The 24,785-nt window shown below is 69.9% G+C and carries 15 protein-coding genes; 7 read left to right on the top strand and 8 right to left on the bottom strand.

All coding sequences use genetic code 11. The features are described from left to right. The first annotated feature begins 20 nt into the window (after positions 1-20). The gene (locus tag ACWGJ5_RS11430) at positions 21-710 is read left to right on the top strand and encodes a TetR/AcrR family transcriptional regulator (RefSeq protein ID WP_453309499.1); all 690 of its coding nucleotides are present in this window, start codon (positions 21-23) and stop codon (positions 708-710) included. On the opposite strand, the gene ACWGJ5_RS11425 is transcribed toward ACWGJ5_RS11430, so the two are convergent. Next, the gene (locus tag ACWGJ5_RS11425) at positions 707-1,075 is read right to left on the bottom strand and encodes a 5-carboxymethyl-2-hydroxymuconate Delta-isomerase (protein ID WP_453309498.1); all 369 of its coding nucleotides are present in this window, start codon (positions 1,073-1,075) and stop codon (positions 707-709) included. The two genes, ACWGJ5_RS11430 and ACWGJ5_RS11425, sit on opposite strands and share 4 nt — an antisense overlap. A gap of 32 nt (positions 1,076-1,107) precedes the next feature. Next, on the bottom strand, positions 1,108-6,483 hold the full coding sequence (pulA, locus tag ACWGJ5_RS11420) for a pullulanase-type alpha-1,6-glucosidase (RefSeq protein WP_453309497.1): 5,376 nt from the start codon (positions 6,481-6,483) through the stop codon (positions 1,108-1,110). A 198-nt stretch (positions 6,484-6,681) separates the two neighbouring features. Here pulA and ACWGJ5_RS11415 point away from each other — a divergent pair, with 198 nt between their 5' ends. Continuing rightward, positions 6,682-8,751: a carbohydrate-binding module family 20 domain-containing protein gene (locus ACWGJ5_RS11415; RefSeq protein ID WP_453309496.1), complete on the top strand. Its 2,070-nt coding sequence runs from the start codon at positions 6,682-6,684 to the stop codon at positions 8,749-8,751. A 1-nt stretch (position 8,752) separates the two neighbouring features. On the opposite strand, the gene ACWGJ5_RS11410 is transcribed toward ACWGJ5_RS11415, so the two are convergent. The 5 genes from ACWGJ5_RS11410 to ACWGJ5_RS11390 form a co-directional block, all read right to left on the bottom strand. Continuing rightward, positions 8,753-10,129 (bottom strand): alpha-amylase, encoded by a 1,377-nt coding sequence (locus tag ACWGJ5_RS11410; RefSeq protein WP_453309557.1) that lies wholly within the window; start codon positions 10,127-10,129, stop codon positions 8,753-8,755. Positions 10,130-10,298: 169 nt separating this feature from the next. Further along, positions 10,299-11,984: a glycoside hydrolase family 13 protein gene (locus ACWGJ5_RS11405; RefSeq protein WP_453309495.1), complete on the bottom strand. Its 1,686-nt coding sequence runs from the start codon at positions 11,982-11,984 to the stop codon at positions 10,299-10,301. 169 nt (positions 11,985-12,153) lie between these two features. After that, complete coding sequence (locus ACWGJ5_RS11400; protein ID WP_453309494.1) at positions 12,154-13,059, bottom strand: sugar ABC transporter permease; 906 nt, start codon at positions 13,057-13,059, stop codon at positions 12,154-12,156. A gap of 19 nt (positions 13,060-13,078) precedes the next feature. Continuing rightward, positions 13,079-14,083: a carbohydrate ABC transporter permease gene (locus ACWGJ5_RS11395; RefSeq protein WP_385311719.1), complete on the bottom strand. Its 1,005-nt coding sequence runs from the start codon at positions 14,081-14,083 to the stop codon at positions 13,079-13,081. A gap of 101 nt (positions 14,084-14,184) precedes the next feature. Then, positions 14,185-15,459, bottom strand: a complete 1,275-nt coding sequence (locus tag ACWGJ5_RS11390) for an extracellular solute-binding protein (protein ID WP_453309493.1) — start codon at positions 15,457-15,459, stop codon at positions 14,185-14,187. 382 nt (positions 15,460-15,841) lie between these two features. Between ACWGJ5_RS11390 and ACWGJ5_RS11385 the strand changes: the two genes are divergently transcribed. Then, positions 15,842-16,876 carry a LacI family DNA-binding transcriptional regulator gene (locus ACWGJ5_RS11385; RefSeq protein ID WP_453309492.1) on the top strand — a complete coding sequence of 345 codons (1,035 nt, stop codon included), beginning with the start codon at positions 15,842-15,844 and terminating at the stop codon, positions 16,874-16,876. A gap of 68 nt (positions 16,877-16,944) precedes the next feature. Continuing rightward, positions 16,945-17,820 carry a phosphatase PAP2 family protein gene (locus ACWGJ5_RS11380; protein ID WP_453309491.1) on the top strand — a complete coding sequence of 292 codons (876 nt, stop codon included), beginning with the start codon at positions 16,945-16,947 and terminating at the stop codon, positions 17,818-17,820. 13 nt (positions 17,821-17,833) lie between these two features. Here the strand turns inward: ACWGJ5_RS11380 and ACWGJ5_RS11375 are convergent, their stop codons facing one another. Continuing rightward, positions 17,834-20,833: a bifunctional [glutamine synthetase] adenylyltransferase/[glutamine synthetase]-adenylyl-L-tyrosine phosphorylase gene (locus ACWGJ5_RS11375; protein ID WP_453309490.1), complete on the bottom strand. Its 3,000-nt coding sequence runs from the start codon at positions 20,831-20,833 to the stop codon at positions 17,834-17,836. 736 nt (positions 20,834-21,569) lie between these two features. Here ACWGJ5_RS11375 and ACWGJ5_RS11370 point away from each other — a divergent pair. The 3 genes from ACWGJ5_RS11370 to ACWGJ5_RS11360 are packed head-to-tail and all read left to right on the top strand — an operon-like array spanning position 21,570 to position 24,734. Beyond that, positions 21,570-22,457 carry an alkaline phosphatase family protein gene (locus ACWGJ5_RS11370; RefSeq protein WP_453309489.1) on the top strand — a complete coding sequence of 296 codons (888 nt, stop codon included), beginning with the start codon at positions 21,570-21,572 and terminating at the stop codon, positions 22,455-22,457. Position 22,458: 1 nt separating this feature from the next. Beyond that, positions 22,459-23,718 (top strand): MFS transporter, encoded by a 1,260-nt coding sequence (locus ACWGJ5_RS11365; RefSeq protein WP_453309488.1) that lies wholly within the window; start codon positions 22,459-22,461, stop codon positions 23,716-23,718. Then, complete coding sequence (locus tag ACWGJ5_RS11360) at positions 23,715-24,734, top strand: TolB family protein (RefSeq protein WP_453309487.1); 1,020 nt, start codon at positions 23,715-23,717, stop codon at positions 24,732-24,734. The genes ACWGJ5_RS11365 and ACWGJ5_RS11360 overlap by 4 nt, the downstream gene beginning before the upstream one ends. Positions 24,735-24,785: the final 51 nt, after the last annotated feature.

Raw genomic sequence — 24,785 nt, 5'->3', positions numbered from 1 at the left:
CCGATCGGTAAGGTGTGCGCATGAGTACCGGGGTTCGCCGCAGAATGGGCGTCGAGGAGCGGCGGCAGCAGCTGATCGGCGTCGCCCTCGACCTGTTCAGCCGACGCTCGCCCGACGAGGTCTCCATCGACGAGATAGCGTCGGCCGCGGGCATCTCGCGCCCGCTGGTGTATCACTACTTCCCCGGCAAACTCAGCCTGTACGAGGCCGCGTTGAAGCGTGCCTCGCAGGATCTCGCGGGCCGTTTCGCCGAGCCGCACGAGGGCCCGCTCGGCGCCCGGCTGCTGCGTGTGATGCGCCGCTACTTCGACTTCGTGGACGAACACGGCCCCGGCTTCTCGGCACTGATGCGCGGCGGCCCGGCGGTCGGATCGTCCGCGACCAACGCGCTCATCGACTCGGTACGCCAGGCCGCCTACGAGCACATGCTCGCGCACCTCGGCGTCACCGAGGCACCCGCGCGCCTCGAACTGGTCGTGCGCTCCTGGATCTCGCTCGCCGAGTCGACGGCGCTGATCTGGCTGGACGGCCGGCGCATCCCGCGCGGCGAGCTGGAGCTGCAGCTAGTGCACGACTTCGCCGCGCTGGCGGCGGTGAGCGCGGCCTACGACGAGGACATGGCCGCCCTGCTGCGCACCATGGTCAAGGACGAGCCGGCCGACGGGCCCTTCGCGGAGCTCGTCGGCCGGCTGATCTCCCTTGCTCCCTAGCGGTCGAACTTCCGGTACGACGGATCCAGGTCGCGGATCTCGGCGGAGGCGTGCAGGGTGACGCCGTCCAGCGGCGTCACGTGCTTTTGGAGCAGCTCCAGCACCCCCTCCGTCAGCCTGGCCTTCGTCTCCTCGCTGCGGCCGGCGAGGAGCCCGATGGTCACATGCACGATGGCGTGCCGCTGGTTCTGGTCGTCATCGGGAGCCTCGTAGCCGAACGCGCTGTACAACGCGCACCGGAACAGCGTCTTGCAGGACTCCGGCCTGGCCCCCGCGATCTCGACGGTCGTCTCGTGCAGCTCCCGCACGAAGGCGTCAGGGAAGTCCTCGACACCGGCCGAGTGGTCGACGGTGATCTGCGGCATGGGCACTCCTGTTCTACGGCGACGGTCCGACCCTACTTCGCCGCCCGGGTGAACACGGCCACGGTCCGCGCCGGGACGGTGAAGGTGCCCGAGTCGGCCGCGTAGGAGGAGGTCTTCACCACCGGGTCGGCGCCGGAGGCCTGCACCGGGTGCAGCCGGAACTGCGTGCCGGCGAGACCGCCGATCTTCTGCTCCTGCCGGTGCGGGGTGGCGTTGAGGACGACGACCAGGTCTCCGAGCTTCATCGTGATCACACCCGGCGTCTCGTCCGTCCCGGACAGCGGGAAGGACAGCTCGTCCTGCACCTGCGCGCCCGTACCGAGCGAGAACGCCTTCTCGGTCGTACGGATCCTCAGCATGTCCTGGTAGGCGGCGGAGGTGCCGGTGATCTGCGGGCAGCCGACCTGCACGCCGGTCAGCAGCGGCCTGGCGTAGTCCCACTTGGACTGGTTGTCGGCCGCCATGGGCAGCCCGCGCCCGAAGCCGTTGCCGTCGGCGCAGTTCCAGTGGATGGCGTTGAACCAGTCGCCGCTGTCGAAGGAGTTGCGGTCCAGCGACTTCGAGCGCAGCAGGTCGGTGCCGGCCTGGGAGAGGGACGGCCCCTGCGAGAGGGCGGCCGTGGCCATCGCCAGGACCTGCATCCGGGCCCGGTCGGCGGCGCTCGTCGAGGCGGGCAGCTTGTAGGTCAGGGCGTCGAACAGCGACTCGTTGTCGTGCGCGTCCACGTAGGCGAGGGCGTCGCCGGGTGCGTCCGCGTAACCCGCGGGCGAGCCGTTGTAGTCGACCTCCGCTCCGGTGACCTCCTTGCCGCTGGTGTCCGTGAAGTGGTACTTCGCGAGGTTTCCGGTCAGGCCGACCTTGATCAGGTCCTGGTAGTGCAGCAGCCGGGCCTTCTGCTCGGCCGAAGTGCCGTTCGCCGCCGATCCGTTGGGGTCGGTGTACAGCCCGGAGGCGAAGCCCTGGACGCCGGGGTCGGAGTCGAAGGGGCTGCCGCCGCGTACGGCGTCACGGGCGCGGTCGGAGAAGGTGGCGATGCCCGTGCCGGCCATGTTCGCCTGCGTGGCCTGCACGAACCGGGCGTCGTTCGCGACCTCGCCGAAGTTCCAGCCCTCGCCGTACAGGATGATCTTCTTGCCGTCGACGCCGTCCTTCTGCGGGGTCAGCGCGTCCAGGGCCTTCCTGACCGCGAGGATGTTGGCCTTCGGGTGGTGGCCCATGAGATCGAAGCGGAACCCGTCGACCTTGTACTCCTTGGCCCAGGTGACGATCGAGTCCACGACCAGCTTGCCCATCATCGCGTTCTCGGGTGCGGTGTTGGCGCAGCAGGTGCTGTTGGCCACCGAGCCGTCGGCGAGCAGCCGCTGGTAGTAGCCGGGCACGATCTTGTCCAGCACGCTGGTGTCGGCCTGGCCGCCGGCCGCCGTGTGGTTGTAGACGACGTCCATGACGACCCTGAGGCCGTCCCCGTTCAGCGCCTGCACCATCTTGCGGAACTGGACCGTACGGGCGGTGCCGTCGGGGTCGGTGGCGTACGAACCCTCGGGGACCGTGAAGTGGTACGGGTCGTAGCCCCAGTTGTAGGCGTCCTTCGCGGCGGTCTTCGCCACGCACGCCTGCTGCTTGTCGGAGTCGGCCGGGTAGGAGGCCAGGTCGCAGCCGGGACTCGCCTGGTCGGCCTTCTTCTCCGGGACGGTGGCGAAGTCGAAGGCGGGCAGCAGGTGGACGTAGGAGGTCCCGGACTTCGCCAGCTCCTTCAGGTGCTTGGAGCCGTCGGTGTTCTTGTCGGTGAAGGCCAGGTAGGTGCCCTGGTCCTGGGCCGGGACGGTCCTGTCGGCGACCGAGAAGTCCCGGATGTGCAGCTCCTGGATCTGCGCGTCCCTCAGCGGTACGGCCTTGGGCTTGCGCAGGCCCGACCAGCCGCTCGGGGCGAGGGTCCTGTCGTTCAGGTCGACGACGAGGCTGCGCTCGGAGTTCGCGGTGAGGGCGACCGAGTAGGGGTCGGTGACCTTGTTGGTGACCATCTTGCGGACGCTGGGCGCCCAGACCTCGACGACGTACCGGTAGGGCTTGCCCTTCCAGGACGGCGGGCCGGTGACGGACCAGACGCCGGTGGTGTCGTCGCGGTGCATGGCGTGGGTCGAGCCGTCCAGTTCCAGCGCGACGCTCTGCGCGGTCGGCGCCCACACGGACAGAGTCGGCTTGCCGTCGTGGAAGACCGGGCCGAGGGCGGCCTTGGTGGCGGCCGGGTACAGGTCGTCCAGCACGCCCGCGACCTGCACGCCGGTCGCGGCCAGGACGGCACCGTTGGCGGCACGCTGCGAGGCGACGATCTGGCCCTTCAGCGCCGCGCGCACGCGGTCCCGGTCCCGCGGGTCGACGGACCAGGCGGTGTAGTCCTTAAGGTGCGGGAACCTCACCTTCTGCGTGTCGGTCAGCGTGCTCTTCTCCAGCCGGATCCAGCGCTCGTCGTCGCTGGTCAGCGTCCCGTCCTTGACGGCGATCGAGCCGTCCGCGGAGTACAGCAGCTGGGTGGAGGCGGCGCCGTCCGCGCCGTTCCAGGCGACCGTGTCCCGGTCGATCCAGATCGCCTTGGACGTGCTCAGGTCGAGGGCGGCCGCACTGCCCGCCGGCTGCGGCAGCAGGTACTTCTCCTGGCCGTTCAACAGCCACACCTCGTAGCCGTTGGCCTTGAGGTCCAGCGACTGGTCGGCGGGCAGGTCCTTGTCGTCGCCCTTGTGGATGATGTAGCTGAGGCTGGTGGCACCCGCGGTGAGCGGCACCTCGAAGACCGCGCCATAGGCATCAGTCTTGACCGGCTTCAGCGGGTTCGACCAGTCGGTGGGGTTCGCGGCACCCGTCCAGACGTGCAGGCCCCAGCCGTCGTAGTCGCCGTCGGCGCGGTGGTAGTGGATGACCGCCTTGGTCTTGTCCTGCGCCGGATAGCCGGGCTTCTGGGTCAGTACGTCCGTCTTCCCCTGCTCGACCCAGACCTCACCCGTCCTGGTGACGTCGATGCTCCGGTCGGCGGAGACGTCCTTGTTGCCGTTCTTGTCGATGACCAGGAAGCCGACGCCGGAGGCGCCGGGCTTGAGCTTGACCCAGGCGAAGGCGCCGTAGGCGTCCCGGCCGGTGAACGGGTGGCTGGCGGGCCAGTTCGTGGCCTCGCCGTCGGCGATGTCGCCCCAGGCGTACAGGCCCCAGTTGTCGTAGTCGCCGTCGGTGCGCTTGTAGTGGACGATCACGTAGTCGCGGGAGGAGGCCGTGGGGACCTCGGGCGCGGGCGGAGTGCCGGAGGTGCTGCTCGCCGTGGCGCTCGCGGTGCGCCCGGCCGAGTCGATCACGACGGCCTTGTAGCGCAGCGCGGTCCCGGCGGGCACGTCCCTGCCGAGGGTCTGGGTGACCTTGTACGGCGCGTGGTCGGCGGAGCCGAGCACCTGCCACTTCGCGTTTCCGACCTGGGCGGCGAAGACGACCCGGTCGAGCTGACCGCCTCCCCCGTCGTCGGCGCCGACCTCCACCGTGCCGGTGGCTCCGGCGGCCGGCGCCTTGAGGGTGATCGCCGGGTCGGCGGCGGGCTCGGCGAGGGTGCCGGCGGCCTTGTAGACCACGGCGGACTCGGCCGGGACGGTGACACTGACCTTGCGGTCGCCGTCGGACGTCACGGAGTCGGTGGCGCCGTAGATGCCCCGGTACGCCATGTCGGCGGAGCCGGTCGCGAAGGTCGCCGTCTGCGCCGAGTCGGCGTTGTTGAGGGCGACGACGTACTCCTGCCCGGTCTTCGCGTCCGTACGGGTGAAGGCGTACACGCCGGCGCCGTCGGCCGCGTAGCGCTGGGTCTGGACTCCGTCGGTCAGGGCCGGCTCGGCCTTGCGGAGCCCGGAGAGCGCGGCGATCTGCTTGTACAGCGGCGCACCCGTGTCGTAGGAGTCGCTCGCGTGGGTGCGGTCGGTGCCGATCTCGTCGTCGTCCAGGTAGTCGGCGACCTCGGAGGCGAACATGGTCTGGCGGGCGTCCTTGTCGCCGCCGGAGCCGGTGAAGCCCTGCTCGTCGCCGTAGTAGACGACCGGGTTGCCGCGGCTGAGGAACATCAGCTCGTTGGCGAGCTCGTCCTTCTTCAGGATCTCGGCGTCGGTGGCCTTCGGGTTGTCCTGCTTCAGGAAGTACCCGATGCGGCCCATGTCGTGGTTGCCGAGGAAGGTGACCTGCTCGTACGCGTTGGCCTTGTCGGTCGTGTACTTGTAGTCGTCGCCGAAGACGCCCGCCAGCTTCCGGGCACTCGCGCCCTGGGAGGCGTAGGAGCGGGCCGCGTCCTGGAAGGGGAAGTCGAGGGTGGCGTCGAGGCGGCCCTGGGTGACGTACGGGGACGTGATGTTCGTGTCGGCGGAGTAGACCTCGCCGAACATGAAGAAGTTCTTCCGCCCGTGCGCCGCCGCGTAGTTGTCGAGTGCGGTCGCCCACTGGGTCCAGAACGGCATGTCGACGTGCTTGACGGTGTCGATCCGGAAGCCGTCGACGGCGAAGTCCTTCACCCACCGCTCGTAGATCTTCTCCATGCCGTGCACGACCTCGGGACGCTCGGTCCACAGGTCGTCCAGGCCGGAGAAGTCGCCGTAGGTCGCGGACTCGCCGGCGAAGGTCGAGTCGCCCCGGTTGTGGTACATCGTCGGGTCGTTGAGCCAGGCCGGGACCTTGGACCGACTGGTGACCTGCGGGGTGTACGGGAAGGAGCCGGTGCCGACGGCCGGGAACCTCTTGCTTCCGTCGGCGTAGTCGGCGTCGTCGAAGGGGCGGCCGTCCTGGGTCAGGTACGGGAAGGCGCCCTTGGACAGGTAGTCCGAGGACTTCTCCTTGTAGTCCACGACGTCGGCGGTGTGGTTGGTGATGACGTCGAAGAAGACCTTCATGCCCTTGGCGTGCGCCTTGGAGATGAGGGTCTCGAGGTCCTTGTTGGTACCGAAGTGCGGGTCGACCTGGGTGAAGTCGGTGATCCAGTAGCCGTGGTAGCCCGCGGACGCGTTGCTGCCCGTGCCCTGTACGGGACGGTTCTTGAAGATGGGGGCCATCCAGATGGCGGTGGTGCCGAGGCCCTTGATGTAGTCCAGCTTCTTGGTCAGGCCCTTGAGGTCGCCGCCCTGGTAGAAGCCCTTGTCGGTGGGGTCGTAGCCGGTGCTGAGCCGGGAGCCGGTCAGTCCGCCCTTGTCGTTGGAGGTGTCCCCGTTGGCGAAACGGTCCGGCATGACGAAGTAGAACTGCTCGCGGGTGTCGTCGTGCCGGGCGGGTACGGCGGCGAGTCTGGCGTCCGAAGGGGGCGGGGGCGGGGTGGCCGCCTGCGCGGCCAGTGGCTGGATCAGGGCGGCGGCGAGGGCCACGGCGGTGACGGCCGCGGCCCGTTTCGCTCTCGGTATCACAGGCGGTAACTCCTAGCGAATGCGGCTCTTTTGGATCCCTTGGGTCCGACCCCGCGCGACCGTATCGCCGTCGAAAGGTTTACAGCAAGAGTCTTGAAACTCATAGCAAGAATTTTCAGCGTCAACCTTGACGCGCGCTCCTCAACTCCCTCACGCTCACGGGTTGTTGAACGCTGTCCCTCTCTTTCGGAGCCGCACATGAGCAGACACCGACCCCCGGGTGTCCTCCGCCGCACCGCGACCGCCGCGGCCGCGGGCGCCCTCGCACTGGCCGGAGCCGTCGCCCTTCCCGCGATACCCGCGCAGGCGGACACCACCGCCAAGGGCGATGTCATCGCCAACCTGTGGGAGTGGAACTGGGACTCCATCGCCTCCGAGTGCACGAACGTGCTGGGCCCGGCCGGCTACGGCGCGGTCCAGGTGGCGCCGCCGCAGGAGTCCCTGAAACAGTCGTCGTACTACTGGTGGGACGTCTACCAGCCGTACTCGTACAGCCTGAACAGCCGCTTCGGCAGCCAGGCGAAGTTCAGCGCCATGATCACCGCGTGCCACAAGGCGGGCGTCAAGGTCTACACGGACGCGGTGATCAACCACACCGCCGCGCAGACCGGCACCGGCTACAACGGCACGACGATCACCAACAAGTACTCCACCCCCAACTGGAGCCGGACCGACTATCACGACTCCAGCGAATGCCCGACCTCGGACCTGACCATCCAGGACTACTCGAACCTGACCCAGGTCCAGAACTGCGAGCTGCTGGGTCTGCCCGACCTCAAGACCGAGTCGGACACCGTCCGCGCGGGCATCGCGAACTACCTCAACTCCCAGCTGGCGCTCGGCGTGGACGGCTTCCGGGTGGACGCCGCCAAGCACATCCCCGAGGCCGACCTCGCGGCGATCGAGTCCAAGCTGACGAACACCACGTCCGGCTCGGCGCCGTACGTCTTCCAGGAGGTCTACCCGGGTACGACCCCGCAGCCCTCCGACTACTACGCCTCCGGTGACGTCCTGGACTTCACCTACGCGAGCAAGCTGAAGTCGGCCTTCCAGGGCAATGTCGGCGACCTGGCCCCGATCGGATCCAGCGGCATCCTGCCGGCCGCGAACTCGGTCTCCTTCGTGACGAACCACGACACCGAGCGCAACGGCCTCCACCTGTCCTACAAGGACGGCGACACCTACAAGCTCGCCAACCTCTTCCAGCTCGCCTACAAGTGGTCCACGCCCACGGTGTACGCCAGCTGGGAGTGGACCCAGAGCGACCAGGCCCCGCCGAACTCGTCCGGATTCGTGACGAACACGGACTGCTCGAACGGTGCGTGGTACTGCCTCGACCGTGACACGGCCGTGGTCGGCATGGTGGCCTGGCACAACGCGGTGGACACGGCGGCGGTCTCCGACTGGCAGACCAAGTCGTCGTCCGTGATCGGGTTCGGCCGCAGCGGCAAAGGCTTCTTCGCGCTCAACAACGGCACGTCGGCGGCGACCTACACGTTCACGACGGGCATGGCGGACGGCACGTACAAGAACGTGGTCGACGGCGGCGCTTCCACGGTGACCGTCTCGGGCGGGAGCACGTCCCTCACCATCCCGGCGAAGAGCGCGGTCGCCTTCTACAACTCCTCCTACACCTGCACGGTGGGCTGCGGCGATGCGGGCGGCAGCTCGGGCGACACGGTCAGCGCGACCTTCGACGAGTACGCGTCCACGTCCTCCGGCACCAACGTGTACGTCGTCGGGTCCATCGCGGCGCTGGGCGGCTGGGACACCTCGAAGGCCGTCCAGCTGTCGTCCTCCGGGTACCCGGTGTGGTCGGGCGAGGTGAGCGTGCCTGTGAACACGGCGTTCAGCTACAAATTCATAAAGAAGGACAGCTCAGGCAATGTGACGTGGGAGTCGAACGCCAACAGGTCGGCGACCACGACCACGTCGGCGCTGTCCCTCGACAACTCCTGGAACGTGGCGGACGCCGACGCCACCGACGTCACCTTCGACGAGAACGCCACGACCGACTGGGGCACCAACGTCTACGTCGTGGGCTCGGTCCCGTCCCTCGGCTCCTGGAACACGTCCGACGCCATCCCCCTGTCCTCGGCGTCGTACCCGAACTGGAGCAGGCTGGTCATCGTCCCCAAGAGCACGACCTTCGCGTACAAGTACGTCAAGAAGGACGGCTCCGGGAACGTGACCTGGGAGTCCGGGACGAACCGCTCGTACACGACGGGCGGTTCGTCCGGCTACACGACGAGCGACACCTGGAAGTAGCTCAGCAGGTACTCTTCCCCGCATAGATCGCCAGTGCCGTGTTGGCACCCAAGGTGGCGGTGAACTGCCCACCGGAGTTCACCGTCACCGTCGTGTCGTTCTGCACGTTGCAGTAGGTGCCGGCCGCCAGAGAGGTCTGGTACGTGCGGGTCAGCGACGAGGTCTCGTGGTTGATCGCCACATAGCCCTTGCTCCCCCGCCCGAACGCGATCGCGTTGTTGCCGTTGTCCCACCAGTTCGTGACCGACTGACCGCGGGTCGCGTTGCGGAAGGCGACCATGCGGATGATCTCCGGCCAGGCGTGCTGGCACTTCCAGCCGTCCTGCCAGCAGGCGTTGACCTGACCGCCGTTGGGCGGGCCGGCGTCCGCGTCGGACCACTCGTAGCCGGAGTTGATGTCGGGGGCGCCGTAGGGCCAGGCGAGCATGAAGACGTTGGCCAGGGTGTAGTTGGCGCCGTCCTTGTAATTCAGGGTCGAGCCGTTGCGCTCGGTGTCGTGGTTGTCGACGAAGACGCCGGCCACCGAGCTGCTGAGGTAGCCCCAGCCCTCGCCGAAGTTGGTGAGGTAGGCCAGCTTCTCGTTGTTGAAGACGCGCTTGAGGTCGTAGGCGTAGCGGAACTCCTGGACGTCTCCGTTGCCGGTGTACTCGGAGGGCTGGACGGCCTCGTTCGCGCCGTAGATGACCTCCTGCTTCCAGTAGACGGAGGGGTTGGTGAGGCGGGACTTGATGTTCGCCAGGTCGTCCGCCGGGATGTGCTTGGCCGCGTCGATGCGGAAGCCGTCGGCGCCCAGGGAGAGCAGGTCGTTCATGTAGCCGGCGATGGTCTTGCGGACGTACTCCTCGCCGGTGTCCAGGTCGGCCAGGCCGACGAGTTCGCAGTGCTGGACGTTCCAGCGGTCCTGGTAGTTGGTGACCTGGGAGGTGCAGTCGTCGAAGTCGGGGTACGAGTACAGGCCCGGATAGTCGTACTTGCTGTACGTCGAGCCGCCGGTGCCGGTGCCGCTGCCCGCCGACATGTGGTTGACGACGGTGTCGACGACGACCTTCAGGCCGGCCGCGTGACAGGTGTCGATCATGTTCTTGAAGGCGGTCCGGTCACCGAGCCGGCCCGCGATCCTGTACGACACCGGCTGGTACGACGTCCACCACTGCGAGCCCTGTATGTGCTCGGCGGGCGGGGAGACCTGGACGTAGCCGTACCCGGCGGGGCCGAGGGTGGTGGTGCACTCGCGGGCCACCGAGGCGTAGTTCCACTCGAAGAGGACGGCGGTGACGTCCTTGGTGCCGGGCGGGGAGGCGTCGGCGGTGGTCGGGTTCATGCCAACCAGAGCGGCGGCCGTGAGGGCGCCCACCGCGGAGAGGGTTCTGCGTGCCATGTGTCTGCGTGCCATGTGGGGGTCCTTCGTCCTTGAAGGCTGGGAAAGACCGCTGAAGGCGCTTGCTGCAATGTTTCAGCAAACTTGCGGTGACGCAGATGTTAAAGGCCCGCTGCCTGAAAGGCAGCGGGCCGTTGTGAAGTTGATGCAAGAACTTGTCGACGGGCCGTCAGGCCGTCGTGAACCACACCGTCGTGTCGGCGGGCACCTTGGTCTCGTCGTCGGCCTCGGTCACCTCACCGCTGGCGAGCAGCACGCGGCCGTACGCCGGGGTCGCCACCGACTCCCCCGTGGTGTTCGCGACGCAGACGAACTCCCCGCGCCGGAAGGCCAGGACGCCCTCGGGCGCCCGCAGCCACTCGACCGCGTCGCCCGCGCCCAGGTCGGGCTGGGTCCGGCGGACGGTCAGGGCCGTGCGGTACAGCTCCAGCGTCGAGCCGGGGACACCCGTCTGCGCCTCCACGCTCAGCTCGCCCCAGCTCGCGGGCTGCGGGAGCCAGCTGCCGCTGCTGCCGAAGCCGTACGACGAGCCCTCGCGGGTCCACGGGATCGGCACCCGGCAGCCGTCGCGGAAGCCGTCCTGGCCGGCGCCTCGGAAGTACGCCGGGTCCTGGCGCACCTCGTCGGGCAGGTCGACCACGTCCGGCAGGCCCAGTTCCTCGCCCTGGTAGATGTACGCCGAGCCGGGCAGCGCCAGCATGAGGAGGGTGGCGGCGCGGGCGCGGCGCAGGCCCAGTTCGCGGTCGCCCGCCGTGCGGATCTGGGTGCCGAGGCCGGGCGGGTTGGCGAAGCGGGTGGCGTGCCGGGTGACGTCGTGGTTGGACAGCACCCAGGTGGCGGGTGCGCCGACCGGGCGCATGGCCTCCAGGGTGCGGTCGATGACCGTACGGAGTTCGGCCGCGTCCCACTCCGTGCTCAGGTACTGGAAGTTGAAGGCCTGGTGCAGCTCGTCCGGGCGGACGTAGTTGGCGGTGCGCTCGACGGTCGGGGTCCAGGCCTCCGCCACGAAGATGCGCTCACCGGCGTATTCGTCGAGGATGCGGCGCCACTGGCGGTAGATCGCGTGGACGCCGTCCTGGTCGAAGAACGGCATGACATCGTTGCCCAGCAGTTTGAGCTGGTCGTGGGAGCCGAGGTCGGGCAGGCCGTCGGCCTTGACCAGGCCGTGCGCCACGTCGATGCGGAAGCCGTCCACGCCCATGTCCAGCCAGAAGCGCAGGATGGAGCGGAACTCGTCACCGAGGGCCGGGTGGTCCCAGTTGAAGTCGGGCTGCTCGGGCGCGAAGAGGTGCAGGTACCACTCGCCGGGGGTACCGTCCGGCTCGGTCACGCGCGTCCAGGCGGGGCCGCCGAAGATGGACTCCCAGTCGTTGGGCGGCAGTTCGCCGTTCTTCCCCTTGCCGGGGCGGAAGTGGTAGCGCTCGCGCAGCGGGGAACCGGGGCCCTCGGCGAGGGCGCGCTTGAACCACTCGTGCTGGTCGGAGGAGTGGTTCGGCACGAGGTCGACGATGATCCTCAGTCCCAGCTCGTGGGCGTCGCGGATCAGCGCGTCGGCGTCGAGCAGGTTGCCGAACATCGGGTCGACGGCGCGGTAGTCGGCGACGTCGTAGCCCGCGTCGGCCTGCGGGGAGGCGTAGAAGGGGCTGAGCCACACGGCGTCGACGCCGAGGTCGCGCAGGTACGGCAGGCGGGAGCGTACGCCTTCCAGGTCGCCCATGCCGTCGCCGTTGCTGTCGGCGAAGCTGCGCGGGTAGACCTGGTAGATGACCGCGTCCCGCCACCAGTCGCGGCGGCGGTCGGCGACGGCGGCGACGGCGGAGTGGTGGGCCGGTGCGGCAGGGTGCTGCTGGCTCATGGCGTCCTTGAGAGGTAAACGAGTTCGGGTCATGGGCGCGTGGGTGCGGTACGGCGGCGGATGCGGGTGGCCGGGGGGTGTGCGAGGCGGCCGCGGTGACAGCGGGGTCGGATGGACACCGCGGCCGCCTACCCGCGCGGTGAGGCGCGCGGGAGTCCCGGGGCGGGCGTCAGCCCTTGGTGCCGCCGGCGGTGAGGCCGGTCACGAGGTTCTTCTGCACGAGGTAGAAGAACACCGACACGGGTATCGCGATCAGCACCGCGGTGGCGGCCATGTAGTTCCACTGGGCGTCGTGCTCGCTGACGAAGGTCTGCAGACCGACGGCGAAGGTGTACTTGGAGTCGTCCAGCATGAACGTGGTCGCGAAGGCGACCTCGCCGACGGCGGTGATGAAGTTGTAGAACGCGGCGACGGCCAGGCCCGGGCGGGCCAGCGGCAGGATCAGCCGGAAGAAGGTGCCGAAGGGGCTCAGTCCGTCGACACGTCCGGCCTCGTCGATCTCGAAGGGGATGGTGTCGAAGTACCCCTTGAGCAGCCAGGCGCTGTACGGCACGGCGGTGGTGCAGTTGATGACGATCAGCGCCCAGTAGGTGTCGATGAGATCGAGCTGGCTGAAGATCTCGTACATCGGCACGATCAGGATGGCGATCGGGAAGGCCTGGGTGAGCAGCAGGACCCACATCAGCTGCTTGTAGCCGGGGAAGCGCATCCGGGAGACCGCGTAGCCGGTGGTGGCGGCGACGAAGACGCCGATCAGGGTGGTGCCGCCGGCCACGATCATCGTCGACTTGAACCAGTCGAAGAAGCCGGTGTGCTCCAGCACGAAGCTGTAGTTGGAGAAGCTGAGCTTGCCCAGGATCTTGCTCGGGTGCAGGTAGTCGTCCTTCTCGGGGCCGAGCGACAGGAAGATCAGCCAGGCCACCGGGGCGAGTGCGATCAGGCTCGCGAGGACGAGACCGGTGTGCAGGAGGGCGGCGCCGAGCGGGCCGCGTTCGCCTCGCCGGCGGGTCCGGCTCGGGGGCTGCGCGGCGGGGGTCGGCCCGGCCTCGGTCTTTTCGAGGGTCGTGGTGCTCATGGTGGTGGCTCCTGCGGCGTCAGACGGCGAGCTGGTCATTGCGCTTCAGCCAGCGGAAGTAGAAGGAGGTGAAGACGGTGATGATCGACAGCAGCAGTACGCCGTACGCGGCGGACTGGGCGAAGTCGCGCGGCTGCTGGCCGAAGCCCAGGAAGTAGGCCCAGGTGACGAGGATCTGGGCGTCCGGGGCGCTGGTCGGGCCGAACAGCAGGAAGATGATGGCGAACTGGTTGAAGGTCCAGATGATGCCGAGGAGCACGACCGTGGAGCTGACCGAGCGCAGGCCCGGCAGGGTGACGTGCCGGAAGCGCTGCCAGGCGCTCGCGCCGTCCATCTCGGCGGCCTCGTAGAGCGAGGAGTCGATGGACTGCAGTCCGCCGAGCAGCGAGAGCATCATGAACGGCACACCGCACCAGGTGTTGACCATGATCGCGGCGAAGCGCTGCCAGAAGGTGTCCTCCAGCCACTGCGGCTGGGGCATGTGGAGCGCGTGCAGGATCTGGTTGATCACCCCGGAGTCGGCGAGCATGATCCGCCAGGAGAAGACGGTGACGAAGGTCGGCACGGCCCAGGGCAGGACCAGCAGCACCCGGTAGAAGGTGCGGCCGCGCAGCTTCTCGTTGAGCATGAGCGCGAGGCACAGGCCGATGGTGTAGTGCAGGGCCACGCACGCGGCCGTCCAGACGACCGTCCACAGGAAGTGCGACCAGAACCGGTCGTAGGACAGCGGGCCGAACAGGATGTCCTTGTAGTTGCCGAACCCGATGAACTTGTAGGTCGCAGGGATGTGGTTGACGCCGATGGTGCGCGCCGAGTTGAGGCTGTTGGCGTCGGTGAGCGTGAGGTAGACACCGCGCAGCAGCGGATAGCCCACGATCACGGCGAGCACGACGACCACCGGGGCGATCATCGCATAGGCGTACCAGTACTTCTGGTAGCCGTTCTTGATGCGCTGCCCCAGCCCGGGCCGAGGCGCGCGGTCACCGCGCCGCTTGCCGGTCGCGCGGTCGATGGCGACTGTCATGGTTCGACACCTTCAAAACGATCAGGGGTTGGGCCGGGCACAGGGCGGTGGCCGCCGGATCCTTCCCCTCCTTACGAGAGGATCCGACGGCCACCCGGGCGTCACTTGCTGAAGTCGGGCACCAGCTTGGCGATGGCGACCTCGGCGTTGCTCAGGCCCTTGTCCAGCGGCTCCTTGCCGCCGGCGACCTTCGGCAGCTCGGTGTCGAGCGGACCCCACAGGGAGCTGTACTCGGGCAGCGCCGGGCGGGGCTGGGCGGCGGGGAGGACGGACTGGAAGCCGGCGATGCCGGGGTCGGCCTTGACCTGCGCGGTGTAGGCGTCCTCACGGGTGGGCAGCGTGGAGTTCTTCAGGGCGATGGTCTCCTGGGAGGCCGCCGAGGTCATGAACTTCACGAACTTCAGCGCCGCGTCCTGGTGGGACTTGTCCGAGCCGGCGTAGACCGCGAGGTTGTGGCCGCCGGTCGGGGCGCCCGCCTTGCCGCTGGAGCCGGCCGGGACGGTGGCGATGCCGAGGTTGGACTTGTCCGTGAAGGCGCTGCCCTTGTAGAAGTTCGTGATCTCCCAGGGGCCCTGGATGATCGCGGCGACCTTGCCGTTGACGAACGCGTCCTGGATGTGGGCGTAGGCGTCGGCGGTGGTGTCGGCCTTGTGCAGGCCCTTGCCGGAGAACGTGCTCAGCCAGGTGCCGTAGGCCTTCTTGGCGGCGGCCGAGTCGACGGTGATCTTCTTGGCCGTGGCGTCGACGGTGTCGGTGCCCTCGCCGTAGAGGAAGGTCTGCGCGTAGTAGGCCTGGGTGGAGCCCCAGTAGCCGAACTGTCCGGTCTTGGCCTGGATCTTGGCGGCGTCGGACTTCAGCTCGTCCCAGGTCTTGGGCGCCTCGGCGATGCCGGCCTTCTTGAACAGGGCCTTGTTGTAGACGAGGGCGAGGGTGTCGGTGACCAGCGGCACGCCGTAGGTCTTGCCCTGGTACTGGGCCTGCTGGATCAGGTTGGGCCGGAACTTGGCCTGGTCGGCGAGGGCCTCGGTGCCGTCCAGCGGCAGGAAGTAGCCCTTCTTGGCGAAGGCCGGGGTCCAGCCGACCTCGGAGCGCAGCACGTCCGGGGCGCCCTTGGAGCCGGCGGCGGTGTCGAACTTGTTCTGCGCCTGGTCGAAGGGGACGTTGACGTACTTGACCTTGATGTTCTTGTTGGCGGCCTCGAACTGCTTGATCAGGGCCTGGTACGTCGGCGCCTCGTTCGTGGCGTTGGAGGTGTCCCACCAGGTGATGGTCACCGGGCCGTCGCCCTTGCCGCTGTCGCTGTTACCGCCGCCGCAGGCCGTCGCCGCGAGGGCGAGGGACGCCACCAGCGCGGAGGCCGCTATGCCACGCCGCATGAGTTCTCCTTGAGGGTTTAAGCCCGAGTGAGGCAGGGGCGGTCCCGTCCGCCGTCCCTGCGGTCTTGCCGACAGCGCCGTTGCGGCGGCCGGGCGACCAGGAACGTAACAGCGTTGTAAGCGTTGCGAAAGACCTTGCAGAAAAAAAGTGCAAGGGAACACGATGGTTACCCGCTCGTGACCGGCACTCGACCCCGACGCAACCGTGTATTGGGGCCGGTAGGGCGGTGACGACGGCACTTGTGCAAGACTCTGCAAGCTCTTGCCACCATGAATCAGAGGGAGCGCGATGAGGCAGCAACCCACGGCGGGCCGTTCGGCTGCCCGTGCCCGGCGTCCGGCCGGTGGGCAAGGCGACATACGACCGGTACAGTCCGGTGCCGTGACCACACGGCTTGCCGACATCGCTGCGCAGGCGGGGGTGAGCGAAGCGACCGTCAGCCGGGTCCTCAACGGCAAGCCGGGCGTCGCCGCCACCACCCGCCAGTCCGTGCTGGCCGCGCTGGACGTCCTGGGCTACGAGCGCCCGGTCCGGCTGCGGCAGCGCAGCGAGGGGCTGGTCGGGCTGATCACGCCGGAGCTGGAGAACCCGATATTCCCGGCCCTGGCCCAGGTCATCGGCCAGGCGCTGACCCGGCAGGGCTACACGCCGGTGCTCGCCACCCAGACTCCCGGCGGCTCGACCGAGGACGAGCTGACCGAGATGCTGGTGGACCGCGGCGTCGCGGGGATCATCTATGTCTCCGGGCTGCACGCCGACACCACCGCCGACATGCAGCGCTATGAGCGGCTGCGGGCGCAGGGCGTGCCGTTCGTGCTGGTGGACGGGTTCTCGCCGAAAGTGCAGGCGCCGTTCATCTCCCCCGACGACCGGGCCGCGATGACGCTCGCGGTGACCCACCTGGTGTCGCTGGGCCACACCCGGATCGGGCTGGCGCTCGGGCCGAAGCGGTTCGTGCCGGTGCAGCGCAAGATCGAGGGTTTCGTGCGGGCCGTGCAGGACCAGTTGGGGCTCGCCGCCGAGGTGGTCGAGACCGAGCTGATCCAGCACTCGCTGTACACCCTGGAGGGTGGTCAGGCCGCCGCGACGGCACTGATCGAGCGGGACTGCACGGCCGTGGTGTGCGCGAGCGACATGATGGCGCTCGGTGCCATACGGGCGGCCCGGCAGCGGGGTCTGGAAGTGCCCCGGGACGTGTCGGTGGTCGGCTTCGACGACTCCCCGCTGATCGCCTTCACCGACCCGCCGCTGACCACCGTCCGCAAGCCGGTGCCGGCGATGGGACAGGCCGCGGTGCGCACGTTGCTGGAGGAGATCGGCGGGACGCCCGCGCCGCACAGCGAGTTCGTGTTCATGCCGGAGCTGGTGGTGCGCGGTTCGACCGCTTCGGCACCGAATGTCGTCCGTATGTCGTAGAAGGTGCGTCCCGGACCCGACCTTGGGATGATCGGTCGAAGACGCCTTTTCTGGCAGACTTGATGCCTATGAGTGACTGGACCGTGACGCAGCCGGAAGGTCGCGAGGAGGTGGCCGTTCCGCAGGCCGTCACGGGCGAGGACGGGCGGACTCCGCTGGGCCGGTTGCGACGCGCGCGTCGGCCCCGGCTCTGGTTCGAGATCCTTCTGATCGCGGTGAGTTACTGGACGTACTCACTGATCCGCAACGCCGTCCCGGAGCAGCGGGGCAAGGCGCTGCGCAACGCCGACTGGATCTGGAGCGCCGAGCACCATCTGGGCGTCGCCCTCGAACAGTCCCTCAACCATGCGCTGAACTCGGTGACTTGGCTGATCATCGGGATGAACTACTACTACGCCACCTTGCACTTCATCGTCACGATCGGGGTGCTGGTGTGGTTGTACCGGTGGCATCCGGGGCGTTACGCGGCGGCGCGGCTGGCGCTGTTCGCGACGACGGGTGTGGCTCTGCTCGGTTACTATCTGTTTCCGCTCGCGCCGCCCCGGTTGATGCGCGGCGGGCACTTCGTGGACACCGTGATGGTGCACCACACGTGGGGCTCGATGGCCTCCGGCGATCTGAAGCACATGTCGAACCAGTACGCGGCGATGCCGTCGATGCACATCGGCTGGTCGCTGTGGTGCGGGCTGACCATCTTCGCGCTGGCGTCCGTGCCGTGGGTGCGGGTGCTGGGCCTGCTCTACCCGGCGGCCACCTTGCTGGTCATCGTTGCCACGGCCAACCATTTCTGGCTGGACGCGGTGGGCGGAGTGCTCTGCCTGGCGTTCGGCTTCACGGTGGCGCGGGTGTGGTACGGCGCGCTTCCGTACGCCCTGCCACGGGTGGTCCCGGCCCGCAGGCGCGAGCCGGAGCCCGCGGCGGTCCGGGCCGCTCAGGCGCCGTAGCACCGGCCGGCCGTCACCCTCCGTTGCCGTAGAACAGCTCCTCGACCACTGCGCGTGCCCTGCGGGTGGTACGGCGGTAGGCGTCCAGCATGTCGCCGGCGTGCCCGGCGCCGTAGCCCAGGTAGCGGCCCACGGCGGCCAGCTCGCGCGGCTCGGTGGGGAAGGTGTCCCCGGCCCGGCCGCGCACCAGCATCACCGCGTTGCGCACCCGCGTCGCCAGCACCCAGGCCTCGTCCAGGATCTCCGCCTCCTCGGCGGACAGCAGTCCGGCCCCGCGGGCGGCGGCCAGCGCGTCCCGGGTGCGGGTGGTGCGCAGACCGGGCTGTTCCCAGCCGTGCCGGAGCTGGAAGAGCTGGACGGTCCACTCGACGTCGGACAGCCCGCCCGGGCCGAGCTTGGTGTGCAGCTTGGGGTCGGCGCCGCGCGGCAGGCGCTCGGACTCCATACGGGCCTTCAGCCGGCGGATCTCGCGTACGGCGTCCTCTTCGAGGCCGTGGGCCGGGTAGCGCAGGGGGTCGATCAGCTCGGTGAAGCGGCGGCCCAGCTCCTCGTCCCCGGCTACCGGCTCGGCCCGCAGCAGCGCCTGGGACTCCCAGACCAGGGACCAGCGGCGGTAGTACGCCTCGTACGACTTCAGGGTGCGCACCAGCGGGCCCGACTTGCCCTCCGGGCGCAGGTCGGCGTCGATGAGCAGCGGCGGGTCGGCGCTGGGCAGCTGGAGCAGGCGGCGCATCTCGGCGACGACCTTGTTCGCGGCCACGCCCGCCTCGTGCTCGTCCACGCCGTCCTGCGGCTCGTGCACGAAGACGACGTCCGCGTCGGAGCCGTAGCCCAGCTCGTGCCCGCCGAAACGGCCCATCCCTATGATCGCGAACCGGGTGGGCAGCGTGTCGCCCCAGTCGTCCCGGACCACCGCGCGCAGGGTGCCCGCGAGGGTGGCGGCGGTCAGGTCGGAGACCGCCGCGCCGACGCGGTCCACCAGGGCGCCCTGGTCGGCCTCGGCGGGGTTGGTCTCCGTGCCGTAGGAGCCGACGATGTCGGCGGCGGCGGTGCGGAACAGCTCGCGGCGGCGCACGCCGCGGGCCGCGGTGACGCCCTGCTCGGCGTTCTCGGCGCGGCCCACGGCGGCCAGGATCTCCTGCTCCAGGTGGGCGCGCCCGCGGGGTTCGAGTCCGCCGCCGTCGCCGTCGCCCAGCAGGGCCACCGCCTCGGGGGCGCGCATGAGGAGGTCGGGGGCGAGGCGGCCCGCCGACAGCACGCGGGCCAGGTTCTCCGCGGCCGCCCCTTCGTCCCGGAGCAGGCGCAGGTACCAGGGGGTCTTCCCGAGCGCGTCGGAGACCTTGCGGAAGTTCAGCAGGCCCGCGTCCGGGTCCGCCGAGTCGGCGAACCAGCCGAGCAGGACGGGGAGCAGGGTGCGCTGGATCGCCGCCTTGCGGGTCACTCCGGAGGCCAGGGCCTCCAGGTGGCGCAGGGCGGCGGCGGGGTCGGCGTAGCCGAGGGCGACGAGGCGCTCGCGGGCCGCCTCGGGGCTCAGGCGGGCCTCGCCGGGGGCGAGTTGGGCGACCGCGTCGAGCAGCGGGCGGTAGAAGAGCTTCTCGTGGAGCCTGCGTACGACGCCGGTGTGCCGCTTCCACTCCCGGATCAGCTCGGCCACCGGGTCGGTGCGCAGGCCGAGGGAGCGGCCGAGGCGCCGCTGGTCCTCCTCGGCGACCGGGACGAGGTGGGTGCGGCGCAGGCGGTAGAGCTGGATGCGGTGCTCCATCGAGCGCAGGAAGCGGTACGCCTCGTCCAGGCGGGCGGCGTCCTCACGGCCGACGTAGCCTCCGGCGGCCAGGGCCTGCAGGGCGTCCAGGGTGGTGCCGCTGCGCAGGCTCCGGTCGGTGCGGCCGTGCACCAACTGCAGGAGCTGGACGGCGAATTCGACGTCGCGGAGGCCGCCGGGGCCGAGTTTGAGCTCTCGCTCGATCTCGGACGCGGGGATGTTCTCCACCACGCGGCGGCGCATCTTCTGGACGTCCGTCACGAAGTTGTCGCGCTCGGCCGCCTTCCAGACCAGGGGTTCGAGTGCGTCGACGTACGCCTGGCCGAGGTCCGCGTCGCCCGCTACCGGGCGGGCCTTGAGCAGGGCCTGGAACTCCCAGGTCTTCGCCCAGCGTTGGTAGTAGGCGAGGTGGGAGGAGAGGGTGCGGACCAGGGGGCCGTTGCGGCCCTCGGGGCGGAGGTTGGCGTCCACCGGCCAGATGGAGCCCTCCACGGTGGTCTCCGAGCAGATCCGCATGAGGTGGGAGGCGAGGCGGGTGGCGGCGGTGAGCGCCTTGGCCTCGGTGGTGCCATCGGCTGCTTCGGCCACGAAGATCACGTCCACGTCGGAGACGTAGTTCAGTTCGTGGCCGCCGCACTTGCCCATCGCGATCACCGCGAGGCTGCAGGCGGCGGCGTCCCCGGGGGCGTGCGCCCGCGCGATGGCCAGGGCGGCGCGGAGGGTGGCGGTGGCGAGGTCGGCGAGTTCGGCGGCGGTTTCGGCGACGTCCGTGGTGCCGCAGACGTCGCGGGCGGCGATGGAGAGCAGACAGCGGCGGTAGGCGACGCGGAGGGAGACGGGGTCGGTGGCCTCGGCCAGGCCCCGCTCGAACTCCTCGACGCCGGGGTGCAGGTCGCGGGGCTCGTAGGTGACCAGGGCGTGCCAGTCGCTCGGGTGGCGGGCGAGGTGGTCGGTGAGGGCGGCGGAGGCACCGAGGACACCGAGGAGGCGGTCGCGCAGCGGCTTGGCCGCGATGAGGGTGTCCAGCAGTTCGCGGTGGGCCGTCTGGCCGTCCTGGGCCTCCAGGAGGCGGACCAGGCCGTGCAGGGCGAGGTCGGGGTCGGCGGTGGCGCCCAGGGCTTCCAGGAGGACGGGGTCGTCGCGGACGGCGGCGAGTTCCGGGCCGTCGAGGAGGCGCTCTGCGGCGGAGGGGTCGGTGAAGCCGTGCCGGAGCAGGCGGGTGAAGGTACTGCTTCTGCGCCCCGGCGTCATCTCCGTGCCTCCCCTTGGGTGCGGCTGCGTGCGGCTGCGTGCGTCTCGGATCGGAATCGTCCTGGCCAGAGCCTAACCGGAGGGGGGCGGGGTGGCTTGGGGGCGGGCGCCTGCGGGGCGGGGACGGAGTGGCTTGGAGAGCGGGGCCTGCGGGGGAGTGGGCGGGGTGGCTTGGAGAGCGGGGCCTGCGGGTCGGGGGCAGGTTCGGGTGCGGGGGTCCTGCGGGGTGGGAGGGGGTTCGGGGCTCCTGTGGGGCGGGAGGGGGTTCGGGTGCGGGGCCCCTGCGGGTGCATGGGCCCTGCCGGGCGGGTTCGGGTTCGGGTGCGTGGTGCCGTGCCGCGTGCCGTGAACCCTGCGGGCAGGTTCGGGTGCGTGAGCCCCTGCCGGTGCGTGGGCCCTGCCGGGCGGGGGCGGGTGCGTGAGCCCCTGCCGGTGCGTGGGCCCTGCCGGGCAGGTTCGGGTGCGTGAGCCCCTGCCGGTGCGTGGGCCCTGCCGGGCGGGGGGCGGGTGCTTGGGTCGCTGCGGGTGGGGGGCAATGCCTGCGGCGGCCCGGGCTGGCGCGTCGTGGCTTGGGTTGCGCCCCCGTGGGCTGTGCGTCGGTGCCGTGCACGGCTGCGGCCAGTAGTTCATCCGCTCTTCATCCTTTCGGTTGGGTGCCGTGCGGCGCGGGAATGTTGGCGTGTGCATGCTCTGTCCGCACCGCCAGCCCCGTCCCACCCCCACACCGGAGGTTGATGTGTCCGGCAGTTCCGTGTACCGCCGTACCCGTACCGTCGTGGCATCCGCAGCGGCCCTCGCCGCGGCCGCGTTCGGGCTGTGGACCGGGATCGGCGCAGAGTCCGCGCACGCCGCGGGCGCCGTGCCGAGCCCGGACCACGTGGTCGTCGTGGTCTTCGAGAACCACGCGTACAGCCAGGTCATCGGCTCTTCCAACGCCCCGTACATCAACTCGCTGAAGTCGGGAGGTGCCAACCTGACGCAGTCGTACGCCGAGACCCACCCGAGCCAGCCGAACTACTACGCCATGTTCTCCGGCTCGACGCAGGGAATCACCGACGACAGCTGTGTCACGCCGGGGTTCTCCTCGGCCCCCAACCTGGCCTCGGAGGTGATCGCGGCGGGAAGGAGCTGGGCCAGCTACAACGAGTCCCTGCCGAGCCAGGGCTCGACAACCTGCAGCAGCGGCAACTACGCCCAGAAGCACAACCCGTGGTTCGGGTTCAGCAACGTGCCGACGTCCAGCGCCAAGACGTTCGCCCAGTTCCCGGCCGACTACACCCAGCTCCCCCAGCTGTCGTACGTGGTCCCCAACCTGTGCAGCGACATGCACGACTGCTCGGTGTCCACCGGTGACACCTGGCTGAAGAACAACCTGGGTGCCTACGCGACCTGGGCCAAGACCCACAACAGCCTGCTCGTCGTCACCTTTGACGAGGACAACCGGCTGAGCGGGAACCGGATTCCGACCGTGCTGTACGGGCAGCCGGTGACGGCCGGGTCGTCCAGCTCGACCACGTACAACCACTACGACCTGCTGCGCACCCTCGAGGACAGCCAGGGGCTGACCTCGCACGCGGGCAACGCGGCCTCCGCCGAGGACATCACCGGCATCTGGGCGTCCTGACGTGTACGTAGCGGACAGCCGCGCAAGCACGCCGGCGTCCGCGGACGGTGCCGTCCGGCCAGTGGCCGGGCGGCGCCGTGCCGCGATCGCCCCCACCGTGCTCGCGCTCGGAACGGTCAGTCTGGTGACCGACGTGTCGTCCGAGATGGTCACGGCCGTGCTGCCGTTGTACCTGGTCAGCGGCCTGGGTCTGTCGCCGTTGGGCTTCGGGCTGCTGGACGGTGTGTACAACGGTTTCTCGGCGGTCGTACGGCTGGTGGGCGGGCATCTCGCCGATCGCGGCGGCGGGCGGCACAAGTGGGTCGCCGGGTTCGGGTACGCGGTGTCGGCCGTGTGCAAGCCGTTGCTGCTGGTCGCGCACTCCCTGACCCCGATCGGGCTCGTCCTGGCCGCCGACCGCACGGGGAAGGGGCTGCGGACGGCGCCTCGGGACGCCCTCATCTCGCTGTCCAGTACGGCGGAGTCGCGGGGGCGGGCCTTCGGGGTGCACCGGGCCATGGACACGGCGGGTGCGCTGCTCGGGCCGCTGGTGGCCTTCCTGATCCTGCGAGCCACGGTGGACGGCTACGACGCGGTGTTCACCGTCAGCTTCTGTGTCGCGGTGCTGGGCGTGCTGATCCTGCTTCTGTTCGTGCCCGGCGGGCGCGGTGGCGTGGTCGCGGACGAACGGCCCACCCTGCGGGGAGCGGTGGGGCTGTTGCGGCGGCGGGGACTGCGGCGGATCGCGGTGTGCGCACTGCTGCTGGGGCTGGCCACGGTCAGCGACTCGTTCGTCTATCTGCTGCTGCAGCGCCGCCTCGGCGTCCCGGACCGCTGGTTCGCGCTCCTGCCGCTCGGTACGGCCGCCTCCTTCCTGCTGCTGGCGGTGCCGCTCGGGCGGCTCGCGGACCGGGTGGGCCGGTGGGCGGTCTTCGTCGGCGGGCACGGTGCCCTGCTGGTCGCGTACGCCTTGCTGCTCACGGCGTGGCACGGCTCGGCCCTGCCGTACGTCGTCCTCGCCCTGCACGGCGCCTTCTACGCGGCCACCGACGGCGTGCTGATGGCGGCGGCCTCGGACGGGGTGCCGGAGGCGCTGCGCTCGTCGGGGCTGGCCCTCGTGCAGACCGGGCAGGCCGCAGCCCGGTTCGCCTGCAGTCTGCTGTTCGGCGCGGCCTGGACGGTGTGGGGCGACCGGGCGGCGCTGGCGGGCGCGGCGGTGGCGCTGGCCGCGTGTGCCGCCTTCTCCCTCACCCTGCGCCCGAAGGGGACGGTGCCCGCATGACCGTACGCAACCGCGTCCTGATCCTGGTCGCCGCCGTCGCCGTGCTCGCGGTGGTGGGGGTGGCGTCCGTGCTGCACGCCTCGGCCCGGGCCGACCGCCGTGACCAGGCGCAGGCGGGCGGTCCTCGGGTCACGGCGGGGGCGGTCACGCTGACCGGGCACGGGCGGATGGTGTTGCGGAACATGGCGTGGGGGCCGCACCGGGACGAGCTCGTCGGCGTTCCGGCCGGCGATCCGTCGGGGGCGCGGACGGCGTCCGGCGTCAAGTGCCTGCGTTTTCATGCCGCTTCGGGGACGGGTGTGTGTCTGCAGGCCGTACACGGGCCGGTGTCGGACACGTATCGCGCGCTGATCCTGGACGCCCGGTTGCGGACCGTGCATCGGTACGACGTCCCGGGCATCCCGTCGCGCGCCCGGGTCTCGCCGACGGGTCGTTTCGCCGCCTGGACGGCGTTCGTGGGCGGTGACTCGTACGCCGGGACGAACTTCTCCACGCGTGCGGCGATCGTGGACACGAGGAGCGGTGAGCTGATCCCGTCCCTGGAGGCCTTCCGGATCGTCAAGGACGGGCGCACGTACCACGCGGCGGACGCCAACTTCTGGGGCGTGACGTTCGCGGCGGACGATCGCACGTTCTACGCGACGCTCGCGACCGGGGGCAGTACGTATCTGGTCCGGGGCGACCTGCGCGCCCGCACGGTCACCACCGTGCACGCGAACGTCGAGTGCCCGTCCCTCTCGCCCGACGGCACGCGGATCGCCTACAAGAAGCGGGGCGAGGGCCTGCCCAAGGACGCCCCCTGGCATCTGTACGTCCTGGACCTGCGCACCATGCGGGAGACTCCGCTGGCCGAGCGCAGGAGCGTGGACGACCAGGTGGTGTGGCGCGATGCCCGTACGGTCGTGTACGCGCTGCCCGGTGACTACGGCGCCGATCTGTACGAGGTTCCGGCGGACGGCTCGGGGGCGGCGCGGCGGATCACCACGGCTGCGGTGTCACCGGCGTACGTCGGATAACCGCACCGTCGCCAGCCCGCGTGACCTGGGCGGATTCGATCTCGTTGACCA

Source organism: Streptomyces sp. NPDC054783 (assembly GCF_053611725.1).
The sequence above is the reverse complement of the archived record's forward strand: the minus strand, read 5'-3'. Positions and strand labels throughout refer to the sequence as shown.

What these genes read in the sequence shown, in the direction of transcription:
- ACWGJ5_RS11375 (WP_453309490.1), bottom strand. Translation starts at nt 20,833, where the DNA reads ATGACGCCGGGGCGCAGAAGCAGTACCTTCACCCGCCTGCTCCGGCAC.
- ACWGJ5_RS11390 (WP_453309493.1), bottom strand. Translation starts at nt 15,459, where the DNA reads ATGCGGCGTGGCATAGCGGCCTCCGCGCTGGTGGCGTCCCTCGCCCTC.
- ACWGJ5_RS11360 (WP_453309487.1), top strand. Translation starts at nt 23,715, where the DNA reads ATGACCGTACGCAACCGCGTCCTGATCCTGGTCGCCGCCGTCGCCGTG.
- ACWGJ5_RS11395 (WP_385311719.1), bottom strand. Translation starts at nt 14,083, where the DNA reads ATGACAGTCGCCATCGACCGCGCGACCGGCAAGCGGCGCGGTGACCGC.
- ACWGJ5_RS11430 (WP_453309499.1), top strand. Translation starts at nt 21, where the DNA reads ATGAGTACCGGGGTTCGCCGCAGAATGGGCGTCGAGGAGCGGCGGCAG.
- ACWGJ5_RS11405 (WP_453309495.1), bottom strand. Translation starts at nt 11,984, where the DNA reads ATGAGCCAGCAGCACCCTGCCGCACCGGCCCACCACTCCGCCGTCGCC.
- ACWGJ5_RS11400 (WP_453309494.1), bottom strand. Translation starts at nt 13,059, where the DNA reads ATGAGCACCACGACCCTCGAAAAGACCGAGGCCGGGCCGACCCCCGCC.
- ACWGJ5_RS11410 (WP_453309557.1), bottom strand. Translation starts at nt 10,129, where the DNA reads ATGGCACGCAGAACCCTCTCCGCGGTGGGCGCCCTCACGGCCGCCGCT.
- ACWGJ5_RS11415 (WP_453309496.1), top strand. Translation starts at nt 6,682, where the DNA reads ATGAGCAGACACCGACCCCCGGGTGTCCTCCGCCGCACCGCGACCGCC.
- ACWGJ5_RS11380 (WP_453309491.1), top strand. Translation starts at nt 16,945, where the DNA reads ATGAGTGACTGGACCGTGACGCAGCCGGAAGGTCGCGAGGAGGTGGCC.
- ACWGJ5_RS11425 (WP_453309498.1), bottom strand. Translation starts at nt 1,075, where the DNA reads ATGCCGCAGATCACCGTCGACCACTCGGCCGGTGTCGAGGACTTCCCT.